General features: G+C 30.6%; 13 protein-coding genes. 12 read left to right on the top strand and 1 reads right to left on the bottom strand.

What is annotated here, in order from left to right; all coding sequences use genetic code 11:
- The first annotated feature begins 527 nt into the window (after positions 1–527).
- The 12 genes from ltrA (at position 528) to VIM70_RS12300 (ending at position 15,715) form a co-directional block, all read left to right on the top strand.
- Positions 528–2,360, top strand: coding sequence for a group II intron reverse transcriptase/maturase (gene ltrA, locus VIM70_RS12355; RefSeq protein WP_331946066.1), 1,833 nt, complete (start codon positions 528–530; stop codon positions 2,358–2,360).
- Between the two features lie 242 nt (positions 2,361–2,602).
- A complete protein-coding gene (locus VIM70_RS12350) occupies positions 2,603–3,364 on the top strand; it encodes a class I SAM-dependent methyltransferase (RefSeq protein ID WP_331946065.1) in 762 nt (253 codons plus the stop codon).
- Positions 3,365–3,448: 84 nt separating this feature from the next.
- Entirely contained in the window at positions 3,449–3,952 is a 504-nt protein-coding gene (locus VIM70_RS12345; RefSeq protein WP_331946064.1) for an AAA family ATPase, read from the top strand.
- Positions 3,953–4,343: 391 nt separating this feature from the next.
- On the top strand, positions 4,344–4,685 hold the full coding sequence (locus tag VIM70_RS12340; protein WP_331946063.1) for a GNAT family N-acetyltransferase: 342 nt from the start codon (positions 4,344–4,346) through the stop codon (positions 4,683–4,685).
- Positions 4,686–5,090: 405 nt separating this feature from the next.
- Positions 5,091–5,969 (top strand): carbon-nitrogen hydrolase family protein, encoded by an 879-nt coding sequence (locus VIM70_RS12335; protein ID WP_331946062.1) that lies wholly within the window; start codon positions 5,091–5,093, stop codon positions 5,967–5,969.
- 99 nt (positions 5,970–6,068) lie between these two features.
- Positions 6,069–6,596 carry a GNAT family N-acetyltransferase gene (locus VIM70_RS12330; RefSeq protein WP_331946061.1) on the top strand — a complete coding sequence of 176 codons (528 nt, stop codon included), beginning with the start codon at positions 6,069–6,071 and terminating at the stop codon, positions 6,594–6,596.
- 651 nt (positions 6,597–7,247) lie between these two features.
- Positions 7,248–8,267 (top strand): DUF4238 domain-containing protein, encoded by a 1,020-nt coding sequence (locus tag VIM70_RS12325; RefSeq protein ID WP_331946060.1) that lies wholly within the window; start codon positions 7,248–7,250, stop codon positions 8,265–8,267.
- A gap of 493 nt (positions 8,268–8,760) precedes the next feature.
- Positions 8,761–9,162 carry a cytidine deaminase gene (locus tag VIM70_RS12320; protein WP_331946059.1) on the top strand — a complete coding sequence of 134 codons (402 nt, stop codon included), beginning with the start codon at positions 8,761–8,763 and terminating at the stop codon, positions 9,160–9,162.
- Positions 9,163–9,444: 282 nt separating this feature from the next.
- On the top strand, positions 9,445–9,948 hold the full coding sequence (locus VIM70_RS12315; protein WP_331946058.1) for an SF0329 family protein: 504 nt from the start codon (positions 9,445–9,447) through the stop codon (positions 9,946–9,948).
- 116 nt (positions 9,949–10,064) lie between these two features.
- Complete coding sequence (locus VIM70_RS12310) at positions 10,065–11,135, top strand: hypothetical protein (RefSeq protein ID WP_331946057.1); 1,071 nt, start codon at positions 10,065–10,067, stop codon at positions 11,133–11,135.
- Positions 11,136–11,395: 260 nt separating this feature from the next.
- On the top strand, positions 11,396–13,921 hold the full coding sequence (locus VIM70_RS12305) for a Spaf_1101 family AAA-like ATPase (RefSeq protein WP_331946056.1): 2,526 nt from the start codon (positions 11,396–11,398) through the stop codon (positions 13,919–13,921).
- Positions 13,922–14,437: 516 nt separating this feature from the next.
- Positions 14,438–15,715, top strand: coding sequence for a methionine gamma-lyase family protein (locus tag VIM70_RS12300; RefSeq protein ID WP_331946055.1), 1,278 nt, complete (start codon positions 14,438–14,440; stop codon positions 15,713–15,715).
- Positions 15,716–15,840: 125 nt separating this feature from the next.
- Here VIM70_RS12300 and lexA read toward each other — a convergent pair whose 3' ends face one another.
- Positions 15,841–16,449, bottom strand: coding sequence for a transcriptional repressor LexA (lexA, locus tag VIM70_RS12295; RefSeq protein ID WP_331946054.1), 609 nt, complete (start codon positions 16,447–16,449; stop codon positions 15,841–15,843).
- Between the last annotated feature and the right edge of the window lie 249 nt (positions 16,450–16,698).

The following is a 16,698-nucleotide window of genomic DNA, read 5'->3' as shown; positions in this document are numbered from 1 at the left end:
TAACTATATGTCACCTGATGAGTTTGAAATGGAATACGAGAAAGCAAACAAACTTAATATATCAATAGCAATTTAAGTTTAGTGAATTGCTAACATAACCTTCTCATTTTAATTTGTACTTTTTCTTGACAGAGGACCAATGCCAGAAATGGTGTAACTACCAAAGTTGTAGGGTGTGTGTGGTTTAGTAAAAATTCTCGTTATGAAAAACCATATACTATTAAAGGTAGTATCAAGCACACAGACTCATAAGGGTTACCTAAAGATATATGTAAAGATAAAGTTATTGGAACGTGGGAAGCTGATAACATGGAGGACTTACTTCTTTTGAAGTGGTAGCAAGGAAAGACTTAAGTTATAACTTGTTTTTATATCAGTGAAAGTAGTGGCATAGTACCGTAGAAATTTATGAAAATAAACGGAGGGATAGCCACAAGTCAGTGTTAAGAAAATATAAAATTACATGATAATCGTTAGGTTCGATTAAGACTAAAAGAAGCCAAATTCATTTGAAATGAGGCTGACTAATGACGATAAGTGAAGAACCATTATTAAAGAAGCAAAAACTAAGAAATAACGAATATTATGATAGTCAAGAAATACAAGATATACTTTATAGAAAGAGCAAAGAGAATTACGTTTTTAAGGATTTGATTTCTGAAATAATCACTGAAAGAAATATACTTTTAGCTTATAGAAATATCAAAAATAATAAAGGCAGTAAAACGGCAGGAGTTAACGAAACCACTATAAAATACATAGAAAACTATCGAATATCAGAATGGGTAGAGTATATACAAGAAAGATTCAAAAATTACGTGCCTATGTCAGTGAGAAGAGTTGAAATACCAAAACCTGACGGTGGAATCAGACCATTAGGAATACCTACCATAGAAGATCGAATGGTGCAGCAATGTATTAAGCAGATACTAGAACCGATTGTAGAAGCAAAATTTTATCACGGAAGTTATGGATTTAGGTGTGATAGAAGTGCTGAAAATGCTATCGCAAAAGTAAATAGCTTGGTTAATATAAATAAGCTTCACTATGCTGTAGATATTGATATTAAAGGCTTTTTCGATAATGTTAACCATGGGAAACTATTAAAACAGATGTGGACTTTGGGAATCAAAGATAAAGCATTAATTAGTATAATATCAAAAATGTTAAAAGCAGAGATTGAAGGAATTGGAATTCCCGATAAGGGAACCCCTCAAGGTGGAATTTTATCGCCGATATTATCAAATATAGTGTTAAATGAACTAGATTGGTGGATAGATAGTCAATGGAGAGGTGTGAAAACAAAAGGAAGCACAAACTATTGTAGCAAAATAAAAACATTGAAGAAAAGTAGATTAAAAGAAATGTATATAGTTCGTTATGCTGATGACTTTAAGATTTTAACAAAAGATGCTAAATCCGCACAAAGAATATTTATTGCGGTAAGCAAATGGCTAAAAGAAAGACTTGGCTTAGATATAAATAAAGAAAAATCAAAAGTAATAAATTTGAGAAAAAATTATTCGAATTTTCTAGGCTTTAAAATTAAGGCTGTGAAAAAACGAAAAAGCTATGTAATAAACAGTAGGATATCTGATAAAGCCAAGAAGAAGATAACTGAAAAATACAGAAATCAAATTGATAAAATTAAAAACAAACCGAAGGTATATAATGTTGACAAAATAAATTCAATGATACTAGGGTGGCACAATTATTATAGAATAGCCACGCATGTAAATCTTGATTTTAGTGAAATAAATTACTTAGTTAGAAAAAGGCTATTTAATCGAACTAGAAGTATACGAAGTGACAAGATATATCCCAATAAAACCTATGAAAGAATTTATGGAAGATATAATTTCAAATCAACGAGTATATGTAAAACAACCATATTTCCTATAGCTGGAATAAAATTTAAGCTAGCCAGTTATATGAAAAATGTAGCAAGTAGATATACTATTGAAGGAAGGTACTATCTTCATAAAGACTTGGAAGTAGAGTATAAGGAAGCAATTAAATTTCTCGTAAATAATCCTGTTAAAAGAGATAGCATAGAGAAAAATGATAATAGAATATCCCTCTATGTAGCTCAAAAGGGGTTATGTCATATTAGCAAAGTAAAATTAGATTTAAATAATATGGTAACAAGAAATAAGCTCCCCAAATACAAAGGTGGAACAGATAAATACCACAATCTTATATTGGTAAATAAAGAAATGAGTTATATTATTGATGAAGAAGTGATAGAAGAAATAACCCAATTAAAGCAAGGAATAAAGTTGGATGAAAAAGCCTTTATAAAAATTAATGCACTTCGTAAACTTGTTGGAAATCTTGTGATTTTAAATATAAATAATTAACATTGGTGGAACGCCGTATGAGGTGAAAGTCTCACGTACGGTGTGGAAGAGGGGAAAAGAAAGAGATAATATCAAATTCTTACCTATTCTTATAGTCAAAAGATGTGTAAAACTTAATAGGGTTAGGCATATCAGCGATACCTGAGATATCTGAGATATTTCTCAGTTAAAGAGTTATGTCTAACTTGTATTTAATCGCGCATTAAAGCTAATGTGTAATATATTTTTTATAGGAGGGTAATATGAATTTAACACAACTTAATCCCAAAGGTAGATTTAGCAATCGTGTAGAAAACTATGCAAAATATAGACCTAACTATCCTAATGATATAATTAATTTTCTAAATACTACAATTGGTCTTACCAATAAAGCAATTATTGCTGACATTGGCTCTGGAACAGGAATCTCTGCTCAATTATTTTTGGATAATGGGAATGAAGTATATGGTATTGAACCTAATACCGAAATGAGGGCTGCTGGAGAGAAGCGTCTAAATCAGTATACTAATTTCCATTCTGTAGATGCTTCTTCTGAAAGTACAAAATTAGAATCAGAGTCAGTTGATATGATTACAGTTGGACAAGCATTTCATTGGTTTGAACCAGAGCCTACAAAAAAAGAATTTCTGAGAATATTAAAACCTAATGGATTCGTAGTAATAGTGAATAACAGAATAAAACTTCGTGGTGACAAATTTATGGGCGAATATATGGAATTGATTGAAAAATACGCAGACAGTGAGCCCACTAAATCACTTAATACAGATTTACCTAATTTCTTTAATTCAAAAATAATTTATAAAGAAATATTTTATAATCCTCAAGTGTATAATTTAAAAAAATTATTGGGGAATTTATTATCATATTCATATATTTCTAATGAAGAAAATTCAAGATTTAATTATATGATTTCAGAATTTGAGCTTCTATTTAAAAAGCATAATGATAATGGAACATTGATTTTTCATTATGAAACAGTATTATGTTACTGCAAAATGAAATGACTTATATAAAAAATAATTCTTAATGTTCATATGTTGTGTCACTCTGGTAGAAAAAAGTGACAATCTCTGTTAGGAGGGTTTTAATTGAAAAATATAATTTTTATTAATGGCACAATGGGTGTAGGAAAAACTGCTACAAGTAGAGAACTGCAGAGATTACTACCCAAATGTTCATTTCTTGATGGGGATTGGTGCTGGGATATGAATCCTTTTATTGTAACTGACGAGACTAAAAAAATGGTTGAAGAGAATATACGATATATTCTTAATAATTTTCTAAAATGTTCAGAGTACGAAAATATTATTTTTTGTTGGGTAATGCATGAAGAACATATTATCGAAAGTATAGTTTCTGGAATTAACCTCCAAAATGCTATTCTATACAAAATTTCACTAATTTGCTCTGAACAGTCACTTGTAGAAAGACTTTTAAAAGATGTTGATAACGGAATTAGAACAATAGATGTTATAGCACGTAGTGTGTCAAGATTAAATAATTACGAATTATTGGATACAATTAAAATTGATGTATCCAATATAGATGCCATACAGGCTTCACAACAAATTATAAATTACATAGGAGAATGATTATATTAATCATAGCATTGTAAAAATAGAGGCAGGAAATTGTTCGTTATTTGATTATATGGGATATTGGAGAATGAATGTAGTGAAAGATTATCATTGAAAGAGGCAGTTCCGCAAAGTATTCTAAATGAATTGTATATATAATATTCAACTTGTAATTATTTTTAGCGAATTATACGAAGTTAGGCGCGAAAAAAACTCAAACCCTAGGTAAGAGTCTGAGTGTGAAAAAAATTAGTAATTACGCCTAACTTTGGATAATTAAAATAGAACGAAACCGCGGTGCTATAATTAGAACCTATAGGTATTCAATAACCGTGACAGGTAAAGAGTTGTGTCAAACTTGTATTATATTTGTGAAGCTTATTTATTTAAAGGGGGAGTGAAATATATGCCAGAAATAACAATTAGAAATTTTTCAATTGATGATTTTGAGGGTTTTAACATTTTAATGAATCAAGTGCATAGATTGCATGTGGACAGTAGAACAGATTTTTATAGAAAAACAGATGAACCAATTTCTAAAAAAGATTTTTTAAGCATTATAAATGATAATAATACAATAACAATTTTAGCTGAACTTAACTATATTATTATAGGACTATGTGTTATTTCAATTAAACCAATATCCACCAATATATCTTTAGTTCCAAGAAGAGTTGCTTATATGGAAGATTTATGTGTTTCTCAAGATTATAGAAAACAAGGCATTGGCAAAAGATTATTTATTTAGGCTAAAAAACGCACTTTAGAATTTAATGTGGATAGTTTAGAATTAATGGTATGGGAATTTAACAAAAATGCAATTAATTTTTATAAAAATCAAGGAATGGAGACTCGAAGTAGAATTTTGGAAATGAAATTATAAAATTTGAAAACAAGAAGCACCTTAGTGCTTCATAATATTCTTAAAGTCCGTCGCAAACAACTGTAAGAATTACTAAAGAAATCATATAAATTGGACAGGTTATGTCTATAATGAAAAGTAAAAAAAGCGTAAAACTTGATAGTTGTAGGGCATATCAGTGATACCTGAAAACATTTATAAGTTGGATAGTAATGTATAAATTGCAAAATAAATGTGACATTGAAGAAGTAAAATAAATCAATAAATAGAAATTTGAAGGGGGATTTTACAATGAAAAATCTGAAAGTAGCTTTATTGCAGCTTATGCCTGAAGATACTTTAGACGGCAACATACAAAAGGGATTGAAATATTGCAGAAAATCGAAGGAAATGGGTGCAGACATTGCATTGTTTCCTGAAATGTGGAGCGTTGGCTATAACATTCCTGAAGATATTGCTGAATTGAAAGCAAGCGCTGTATCTGCTAATAGTACTTTTGTTAATTCATTTGGTAAACTTGCAAAAGATCTTAATATGGCTATCGGAATAACCTTTCTTGAAAAGTACGATCCATTACCAAGGAACACCCTTTGCCTGTTCGATCGTTTTGGAAACAATGTACTTACCTATGCAAAGGTACATACCTGTGATTTTGGCGATGAATGCCGATTAACAGCAGGCAATGATTTTTATGTTGCCGGTTTAGACACTGCGCAAGGCAATGTAAAAATAGGTTCAATGATTTGCTATGATAGGGAAGTTCCAGAAAGTGCGAGAATTCTTATGCTAAAAGGCGCTGAGATTATTTTAGTACCAAACGCTTGCCCTATGGAGATAAACCGCATTTCACAGTTGCGGGCAAGAGCATATGAAAATATGGTGGGCATTGCAACAGTAAATTATCCAAAAGGCAAGCCCGACTGCAATGGTCATTCTTCTGCATTTGATGGGATTGCGTACAGAGCTTCTGACTTTGGTTCAAGAGATACGCTTATTATTGAAGCTGGTGAACGAGAGGGAATTTATATAGCCGATTTTCCTATTGATGAAATCAGAGAGTATAGAAGTCGTGAAGTACATGGCAACGCATACCGCCATCCCCAGAAATACAAATTACTTATTTCTGAAAGTATTGAAGAGCCATTCATCAGAAAGGATTACAGAAAATAGTAAAAGGAAGTAAAAAATTAAAATGCAATCTCAATTACAGATGGTATCTTTCTTAATTCCAATTTAACAAATAAAATAGTAATTTGGAGAGGTGATTTTATGCAAGATTTAGTATTAAAGAAAGTAGCAATAGAATATTGTGATGGTATATTTTCATATAAAGATGAGTTTATTTATAATAATGAATCAATGGATGGAACAGGATTCTTAAGAAATACGAATTCACCACAAGAATATATTAAAAAATCATTATTGAATGAAACAGAAGAAGTAGATGGAAGAAAAGTTACAGCAACGCAATTATTAGCAATTAGGAAAAGTGATAATTGTATTGTAGGAATGATACAAATAAGGCATTTTTTAAATGATTATCTTTTACAATATGGTGGACATATAGGATATTCTGTAAGAAAGTCTGAAAGAAATAAAGGATATGCAAAAGAAGAATTAAGACAAGCATTGATTTATTGTAAGGACATATTACGTATTAGTAGAGTTTTGCTAACTTGTGATAATGATAATTTTGCTTCTCAGAAAACTATATTAGCGCAAGGTGGAAAAAAAGAAAATGAAGTAGTAATGAAAGATGAGAATTGTGTTGTTGAACGATATTGGATAGATTTATAAATCCAATTTGTGTTAGTGAACAAATTGGGTATAATGATGTTACTGCAAAGATTTAAACTTCTAATTAGGCTAATAATCGGCAGTTGGGTAGAATGTAATAAAGTAGAAAAAATAACGTATACAATTTTATTATGTTTGTTTGATCATATTTTTATATCATAGGAAGTGTCGTCAATTGGTAAGGAATATGACAGAACACTATATTAAGGAAGAATATAAAAATAACGAGATGAATGTTGGAACTGTTAGTTTTACTGAAAAAAAACAACTATGAATTGGAATTATCTTGATGATTGGGAAGGATTAATAGGTGTTTAATTGTCATAATCAAAAGCTGTTATTTTATAATTCTCTTAAATAGTTCATCAGCTAGAAAGGAAAAAATGCCTTTTGTGTTTATATTTACGTATGACGAATGCGATATTCTACCAATTAATTTGTGGTATACAGTAGCTACCATATCACTACTTTTACTTTAGATTATGCTAATATACATTTTTGGCGAGAAAGGCAAAGGTACCAAAGTAACAATTTATGTAATGATAAAGATTATATGTTTTTGTGGAGAACCAATGAAAGAGTGTGGAAATGATGCTATATTTATAGGTACGCACCAAGATTAATATTCTATAGAATGAGGAGTTGGATATCATGCATAATCCGAAATATCATCATCTAATTCCAAAAACTTATCTAAAAGCATGGTGTTATTCAAATGAAAGCACTTATGTCATGGATAAGAAAACAAAATTAATAGAAACTAAAAATATTGGTAATAATTTTGGAATTTCTCAATTTCATTCAATTGTAGCAGGTATGCCAATATGTGAAGAGGATGATTTAGTTCAAATATTTAAAGCTTTAAGCGGATATGAAATTTTTTATGAAAGTAAGCAATTGAATAATTTAGATGAGTATAATAGAAATTATTTGAACTTTGCTAATTGGATAATAAAAAAAGATGAGATACAAATAGTAGATAAAAAAAAGCGAACATTAAAAACCGAAATTGGCAAAGTAAAAATAAAGGATATAGAAAATCTCTGGGCAACAAAGTATGAAGATAAATGGAAATGTCTTCTTGAAACTATAGAACACAATATTTATAAAACCAATTCACTAAAAGTAGACGAGTTTCTTAAAGGTATAATAATGAAATTTGTTATTGCCTTTAACTGGAGGGGATTTTATAGCAATGAGCTTTTTATGGCAACTTATAAAACAATTATAAGCAATGCTAATTTGGATAAAATTAATATACCAGTTGGAGAGCGTTATAAGAACAATTTGGATACAGTTGAAAAAGAATTTGAACATCTTATGGTGTTGAAAAAATATCGTGAGTTTTTAAAAGATGAAGGACTTATGTATGATAGTGCAAAAAACTATATACGATTAATGAGTATAAAGTTTTGCATATCAACAGGAAATAATAAATTTATAACCAGCGACAATCCAAGCTTTATTTGTGTAAATAATGAAGGTCATCAACTAGAGCATATAATGCCTATATCCCCTAATGTTGTTATGGCTATTGGCTTAGATGGTGCAAATGATAATAAATATATAATTGAACGAATTTCAGATAAACAAGTTTCTCAGATAAATAAGAAAATATTAGATAATAGTATTGAAAGGATAATTTCTATTCAAAACAAAATAAAATTCTAGGAAAAATTACTCAGAAGGGTGCCTTTTGTTTGGACTTAAATAGCTATTAAAGAATACTGGCGTTAAAAAGTTTACTCTTATGATGTTTATTATGTGGTACGGCAATGATTCGTGTATAATCTCTAATATGGCAAGCACTGCAATCAAGTGTATCTTTCAAATCGAGATGATATTTAAATTATCTATAAGGCACATTCATTTACCAATCGCGTCGCGCTAAGGTTCAGGAATGAAGGAGAGAATATGTATGTATTTTGATTTTAACAAGTTTAATTATAATTTAATACTTGAATGTGAACGAGAAGTGTACATTAAGCGTGATAAGGATGCATATGCTGAGGGATGTTTCTTTTGGCACACACTGCAATATTCGTTCCGTTAATGATTTCATACCAAATGTATGATCCCAAAGTCTATTTATATGGTCATTGTGAACCGTTGAGCAGAAAACAGGTGTTTATTGATTTAGAAGAAATGATGGGAGGCAATTAAAATGAAAAATTCAATTGAGAATTCCGATAAAAAGCTAATTGCTGCTGCGAAAGCAGCAATTATCAAAAACTATGATGCTGAGAACTTCAACCATACTGTAGGTGCTGCTGTTGCATGTAGTAGTGGAGAAATTTATACAGGAGTAAATATTTACTCTTTGCATGGTGCATGTGCAGAGCAAGTTGCCATAGGAGCAGCTATTACTGCTGGTGAACGTGACTTTCTTAAGATTGTTGCTGTTAGGGGTGAGAATGGAGAAGAGATTATTCCACCTTGTGGAAACTGTCGACAAATTTTATTTGACTATATGCCAGAGTGTGATGTTCTGTTAATGAATGAAGGTAGTGTCATCAAAGTAAAATCAAAAGAATTATTGCCGTATGCATATAAGGTTGAAGCGTAAATTCATTATTCTTTACCATTCAATTCTCACTGCAAAACCTGCTTCACCAAATGAGCATTACATTTAGTGGTTGTATATAAGCATGTCACAATATTCATAAAGCTCGTCACAAATACTTATAAAAATTACTAGAAAAATTAGAAGAACTGGACAGGTTATGTCTATAATTGGAAGTTCAAAAAATGAAAGTTATAGGAAAATGGTATATGACTTCCTTGTATTTTGTGGCGACTTAATAGTATAGTAAGGTTACAAAAGAGTAGCATTTGGGGGTGATGATATTTGCGGTTAAATATAAAATGGAGTAAACATAAGAAATTGTTAGAGAGTAGAATCTGTGAAAAATTAAAAAAAAGAATAAAAATTCATCTAACCCATTACAGAGCCATACATGAACCTGAAAGTAGGTTCTGGATAACTTTTGATGGCAAAGAAATTTTTCATATTTCAAAAATGAAATGGCTCAACGAATGGTCTGCTATTATAGACGATTATAGGAAAAGCCAAGGTACAGAAAACGAATATGATTATGCAGAAAAAGTTATGCATAGTAATGGTAAATATTATGTTGATGATATTCAAGATTCATTAGAAAAATATTTAAACTTATCAATTGAAGAAGCACTTATTACAAGCGATTTTATTATAAAGTCTTTTGCCATGATTGATAAAAGACTAGGAAAGAGAAGATTAGTCAGTATGGCTTTAAGCGAAAACGACCATCTATTGGTAAAAAAATTATATGAAATACGATGCGATATAGAAGGAATAGATAAAAACTATTAAGAAGAAACATTATGGCATAATATTCATAAAGTCCGTCATAAAGAACTGTAAGAATTACTCATATAAACTGGATAGGTTATGTCTATAATGGGAGTGAAAAGCGAGGAGGCGATTTTATGATAAATTGGGAGCTAATAAATGAGTCGGTGGATGGAGAATATTTAGATAGTAAATTAGGAATAATTCCACGTCACAACTACATTACTGGACTTAAAAACTATGTACTTGCCACCTTAGAACAATTAATCGGACATTTGAGTAGATTAAATATAGATGATAATATGATAAAATTTTTATGTTCGTCATTGTATTCTGTTGCCGAAAGAGGTAATGATCGCTATTTTGAAGTAATAAAAGAGGTTCATGAAGTTACTGGTGTAGAAGAAAATATTGAGGATATAATCACAAAAGTTAAGAATACTTATCAAGATAATATACTTAATGCTCCTGAGGCTATTGTTTTATTAGAAATAGCTTCAATGAATTATAATGAATATTTATTTAAAAGCGATTATCAACGGTGTGATTATAGTGCAATGCTTACTTTATCCAGATTGGCATATCAAATTATATTACAAGGTCTTGACAGATATATTAATCATATTGAAATGTTTGTAGATACAGACGGTGGATTGTCATCATGGCAATTTGATTATGCGGAAAAGAAAAATGATAACATATGGATTGAATGGGTGCCACTTGATAAAATAGATTTTTACTATTCAATTTATTATACTAACTGTGGCGGTTTATCCGATAATTCTATGTGGGATTTAGCTTCCGCAGATTCTGTGGCTGAACAATTTGACAAGGAAGATGGCAGAAAAACAGCTTCTTATAATATGCCTTTCAAACAATATTGTGGAGTTATAGAGCAAGAAATAAATGAGATCATACAACTCTCGGATATAAAAAATAAGCCAACAGAACATTTGATGTGGTACGATATGAAGAAATTTGTTAAAGAAAACAAAATACAATTTGTTGAAGGCTTATTTTCATTTAATAAAATGATTCAAGATTTGTATTGGCCACGAAATTTATCATCACATGGTGAAAAAATTACAAAAGAGCAATATGAAAAGTTAGTATATTATAAAGATAGGCAGCTTTTTGAATTGATATCATGGACAAAACTACAATTTCTTGGTAAAAAATTCGAACCAGTCTTGCCAGATAATGAATAGAAAAGAAAGATCAGAACATCAGTGAAATGGCGGCCAAATTGAGTATTCTGTAAAATCCAATTTATTATTGGGGGACATAAACATTTAACCTTAAAGTTATCCGGTTAGATAGTTACGGTGAAGCACATCATAGATAACAAGAGTTTTTGAGAATTGAACTTTCCATTATCAATATACCCAATAGGCTAATAAGTGAAAAAATAACAATGCAGAGACGCATTCGAGTACAAAAAGAGGCATTTGGAATGGAGGTGAGAACCATGGTCAAAGCGATGCGAGACGAAAAATTAGCATACGAGGCTATAAAACAGCGTAAAGGGAAGTTTGGTGTTTTTTATAAAACGTGCTTTCATGTGCACACTCCTGAGTCGTATGATTATAAATTAATGATTGACTGGGATAAAAACAGATATAAAACATGCTCAGATAAAGAAATATTTGAAATATGTATTGAACGAAAGGTGTTTTCAGATGTATCTAAAATTGAAGACTTTGAAACCAAAGGATTATTCGATAAATATAACAGTACGAAGGAAGTCTTATCATTTTTGCTTCTGGCAGAAGAATTAATTGCAAAGAATATAGAAATTGTAGTTGTTACAGACCATCATACAATTGAAGGGATCCAAAAGCTTGAAATAGCTATAAACCTCTTACACAAAATGAAGAATAGAAATACTTATCCTGAAGTAATCTTGGGCATTGAAATATCTTGTGCAGATAAGAATCATGTTGTAGGTATTTTTGAAAGTTCTAATCAAAAAAAGCAATTGATAAAGCAATGGCTGGAGGAGAATTTGCTCACCATTGAAGAGGGTTCTTATGAAACGAGCAAGGAAGTATTAAAATTTATTAGATCTGTAGGAGGAATAGGGTATATTGCTCATTTAGATACTTCAGATATATTCAAAGAAAAATATTTAAGTGGTGCCTATAAACAAAAATTACTCTCAGATGAAGTGTTGCATTTTATTGGGTTATCTAATTACGCTAATTTAAGTTATATTAAATCGATGGTGATGAAGTATCGCTCAACAGAAATCAAATTTCTTCTAGATAATGATGCTCATGATTTGGAATCAATTGATAAAAAATGTTTTTGGATTAAGGGGAGCAAAAGAAATTTTTCTATGATTAAAGAAGCTCTTACTGATTATGATATTTCTATAAGTTTTACAGAAAAAAGTCATGATAAGCAATTTATTAAGGGCATATATATCGAAAATTGCGTAGACGGTTTCTTAAGCGAAACAAATGGGGAGGGGAGCTTCTGCTTGAGCTTTTCTGATGCATTGAATTGCTTAATAGGTGGACGTGGTACCGGAAAAAGTAGTGTTCTTGAAATTCTAGAATATGTTATGAGTCAGCGCTGTGAGTCAGAACAATTACTTAAATTTATATGCTCTCATGGTAATATGTGGGTTTTATATAGTTATCAGGGGGATGAATACCTAATCGAAATGCGCACGCCTTACAAAACGGATAAGGACACCAATATACTTCACTATTTTGGCCAAAATTTTCAAAACCGATACCATTTTAAGTATCGGTTTAAAAAAGACGAGGTTGAAGATTTTGCATTCAAACATCATATGAAAATATCAAAAGCCATATATAATGATGGTAATTTGTGGTTAGAGGCAATTTCTAATAAAAAGGAAACACTTAAGAAGTTTTTTGATACTAGATATTCGGTTAATGAATTGGTTAATACTGCTAGCGGTCAACAAATAAATAATTTTTTATACGAAGTCCTTTTTGAAAATAAAACTTTATCTAGCCCAGCTGATGTTATTCGCGTTAGAAGTAAATCTGGTTTAAAAAAAATGCTTTTGAATGTGAAAGGTGCACTAAAACAACGTCAAGATGAAGTAAATACAATAATAGACCCATTTAATGCTGACCAGCAAGGAATTCTTCGTATTGTTTATTCTCAAGATAAAAATTCTAATCAACCTAATTTAGAACATTGGATTTTTGGAGCGTATAATAAAGACAAGAGCTTTTTTCATAATTATAGTATTACTCAAGAGAATGTTATCGACTATTTGTTAAACTTATATGATAAACTTGGAATTTTTAAATTTCTAGATTTAGTGATTTATGGAAAGATCGATGAAGTGAAAACACTAATCAATCTGTTGGATTTTAGAATAGAAATGAATCAGAATTTAATTGATAAAGGAATAAATGAAATCAACTTAGAGAATGCAAGTAGTGTTATCAAAACCATATTTTCTGAGCTTATTACTGATGATAACATCAATTTAATAATTAATTATTTGAAACAATATGTTGAAGATATTGAAGCGTTCTCTTTAGAGTTTAATCTTAATAATAGAGAAGGCAACAGTAAAACAAGTACATTGTATAAAGATGTTAGGACACTTTCCCTTGGGCAAAAGGTTGTTGCAATGCTCTCTTTTATATTAGGATATAGTGAATACTCGAATGACTATAGACCATTAATTATAGATCAACCAGAAGATAATTTAGATAATCAGTACATTTACAGGAACCTGGTCAAGCAATTAAGAGAGATAAAAGATAAGAGACAGGTTATTATTGCTACACATAGTGCAACAATCGTTACCAATGCTAAGGCTGATCAAGTATGCATTATGATGTCAGATAATAAACATGGGTGGATAGAAGCCACGGGTTATCCAGGTGAAAATAGAATAAAAAAGCATATAATTAGTTACCTTGAAGGTGGGGAAAAATCATTTCTTCATAAGTTAAGTGTGTATGAAGAAGCTTTAGGAATTCGAATAAGAAAACAATAATATTATGTTGACCATAGTTGAACTTCAGAAGATATGGGTAAATATATAATTTTTTTATCAATGTATAAAAAGATAATCCCATTTATGATATTATGTGCAGCAAGCATAAAAATTACGCAATGAGGTAGATGCCAACTTCCCATTATTCTTATAATGAGAAGCTCAAAAGGGAAGAAAAGAAACTTTTCATAGACTATTTAAGTAGAGCTATATGCATTAATGTACTTTATGAAAAATAAGTAGGGAAAATTTGAAATTAAGTATAAAAAAGTAGGTGTAGAATTAAAGGAAACTGTTGAAGAGATTATTTAAGAAGTTAAAAAGATTAGTAAAGAAAGAGACAATTAAAGACTCAATACAATAATTGATATAAAACTATTCTACATCGGTATTAAATATGTTACTATTACTATGGCATCTGAAATAATACAACCGTTTAAAATGCTTAGTCATTTTGTTTCAGATGTAGTGGTGTTAGTTTAAAATAAATACATAATACAAAGGAGAACCGGAATAATGCTCAATATAACAAAAGAATACCTTCAAAAGAAGTATAAGATAAATTCCAAAACGATAGGACTCTATGATATCGCTATGCAAGATGTGCAAGGGGAGTTCGAAAAGCTTGATGAAATAAGAGAGTTTAATCAACTTAAGGTTTTAACCGCACTACAGGATGAGCGAATCAGCGAATCTCATTTCACAAATTCATCTGGATACGGTTATGGCGATATAGGACGTGATTCATTAGATAAAGTTTATGCAAGAATTTTTAATTGTGAGAGAGCACTAGTTAGGCCACATTTTGTAAATGGAACACATGCCATTGGGGCAGCATTGTTTGGTAATTTAAGGCCTAATGATACCATGCTTTCTGTATGTGGAACGCCTTATGATACACTTCATAACATAATAGGTATAACTAATAAGAAAGATATAGGCTCATTAAAAGATTTCGGTGTAAAATATAAACAATTAGAGTTAAATAATTCTAAAGTTGATATAGAGCTAATGGAAAAAATAATGCTTTCCGATAAGTCAATAAAGCTAGTTCATATTCAAAGATCTACTGGGTACGGATGGAGAAAGGCTTTATTAATTTGCGAGATAGAAGAGATTATAAAATCGGCAAAAGCCATAAACCCAAATGTGATTTGTTTTGTAGATAACTGTTATGGGGAATTTATTGAAACTACGGAACCTACAGATGTTGGGGCAGACTTAGTTGCTGGATCACTAATAAAAAATATTGGTGGTGGGATTGCACCTACGGGAGGATATATTGCAGGTAAAGAAGAATATGTACTGCAAGCATCATATAGACTAACAATTCCTGGCATAGGAGGGGAGTGTGGTTCTACATTTGGAGTTATGCGGTCTTTATATCAAGGACTATTTCTAGCACCACACGTAACTATGGAAGCACTAAAGGGTGCTATTTTCTGCGCAAGAATTATGGAACTTGCAGGATTTGAAGTTCTTCCTAAATACACGGATAAAAGAAGTGATATAATTCAGGCTATTAAATTTGGTAACAAAGAAATGCTAATTAATTTCATAAAGGGTATCCAAGCAGGCTCTCCAATTGATTCCTTTGTTGAATGTGAACCATGGGATATGCCAGGATATGAGGATAAGGTTATAATGGCAGCAGGTGCATTTATTCAAGGTTCATCTATAGAATTATCTGCAGATGCTCCAATTAGAGAACCTTACATAGCATATTTACAGGGTGGATTAACCTTTGATCATGCTAAAATTGGAATACTAATAGCACTTTCAAAAGTTATTTAATTTAGAAGAAAATATTATTGAAATTACAATATATTTATATTTTTTTAAAACTTAGTAACAAAGCAACAACCTGCAAATGATAAAATCATTGCAGGTTGTTTGTTATTAAATATTAAAGTAGATATTTAATATTTTCTGTAAATGCCCACTAGTATACCTAAAATTGCGCAGTCCTCAACTATGATAGGGGACATAGATGAATTCTCAGGCTGAAGCCTTATATGACCTTTTTCCTTAAAGAATCTTTTAATAGTTGCTTCATTATCAATAAGTGCTACAACTATATCTCCATTTTTAGCGGTATTGACCTTCTCAATTATAGCAAGGTCTCCATCTAAAATTCCTGCTTCAATCATACTTCTACCAGAAACTGTGAGAATAAATAACTCATTATTGGTTTTAGTAAAATTCAAGGGAATAGTAAAGGTATCTTCAACATTTTCAACCGCTAAGATTGGTAACCCAGCTGTAATTTTTCCTATAATAGGTATATCTATTAGTTCTTTTCTCATCACAGAATCTTTTAATAATTCAATAGCACGTGGCTTGGTAGGGTCTCTACGAATATATCCTTTTTTCTCTAATCGTTCTAAGTGACCATGAACAGTTGAGGTAGATTTAAGTCCTACAGCTCCACAGATTTCCCTTACTGAGGGCGGATATCCTTTTAATTGCACCTGGTCCTTTATGAAGTTATATATTTCACTTTGTTTATCTTTTTTTTGAATTAACATAAAAACACCTCTCATTCATAACAAAATTATACCATATATGTGGTATAACATCAAACATTTGTTCTATTTTACTAACAAGAATAAAAAATAATTACATAAAAATCAAATGGCTCAATTGCAAAAGTAACTTCCACCCCTAACTCATTCAACAGTGGAAATTAGTCTTACAAATTAAAGGGTAGATTTTACCCTTACGAATTAGTATGCTAAGATTAGATATACCAAGAGAGTAATGCTTATACTAGGTAT

Origin of the sequence: Clostridium sp. (assembly GCF_036569345.1) — a bacterium.
GTDB lineage: Bacteria > Bacillota > Clostridia > Clostridiales > Clostridiaceae > Clostridium_AD.
The sequence above is the reverse complement of the archived record's forward strand: the minus strand, read 5'-3'. Positions and strand labels throughout refer to the sequence as shown.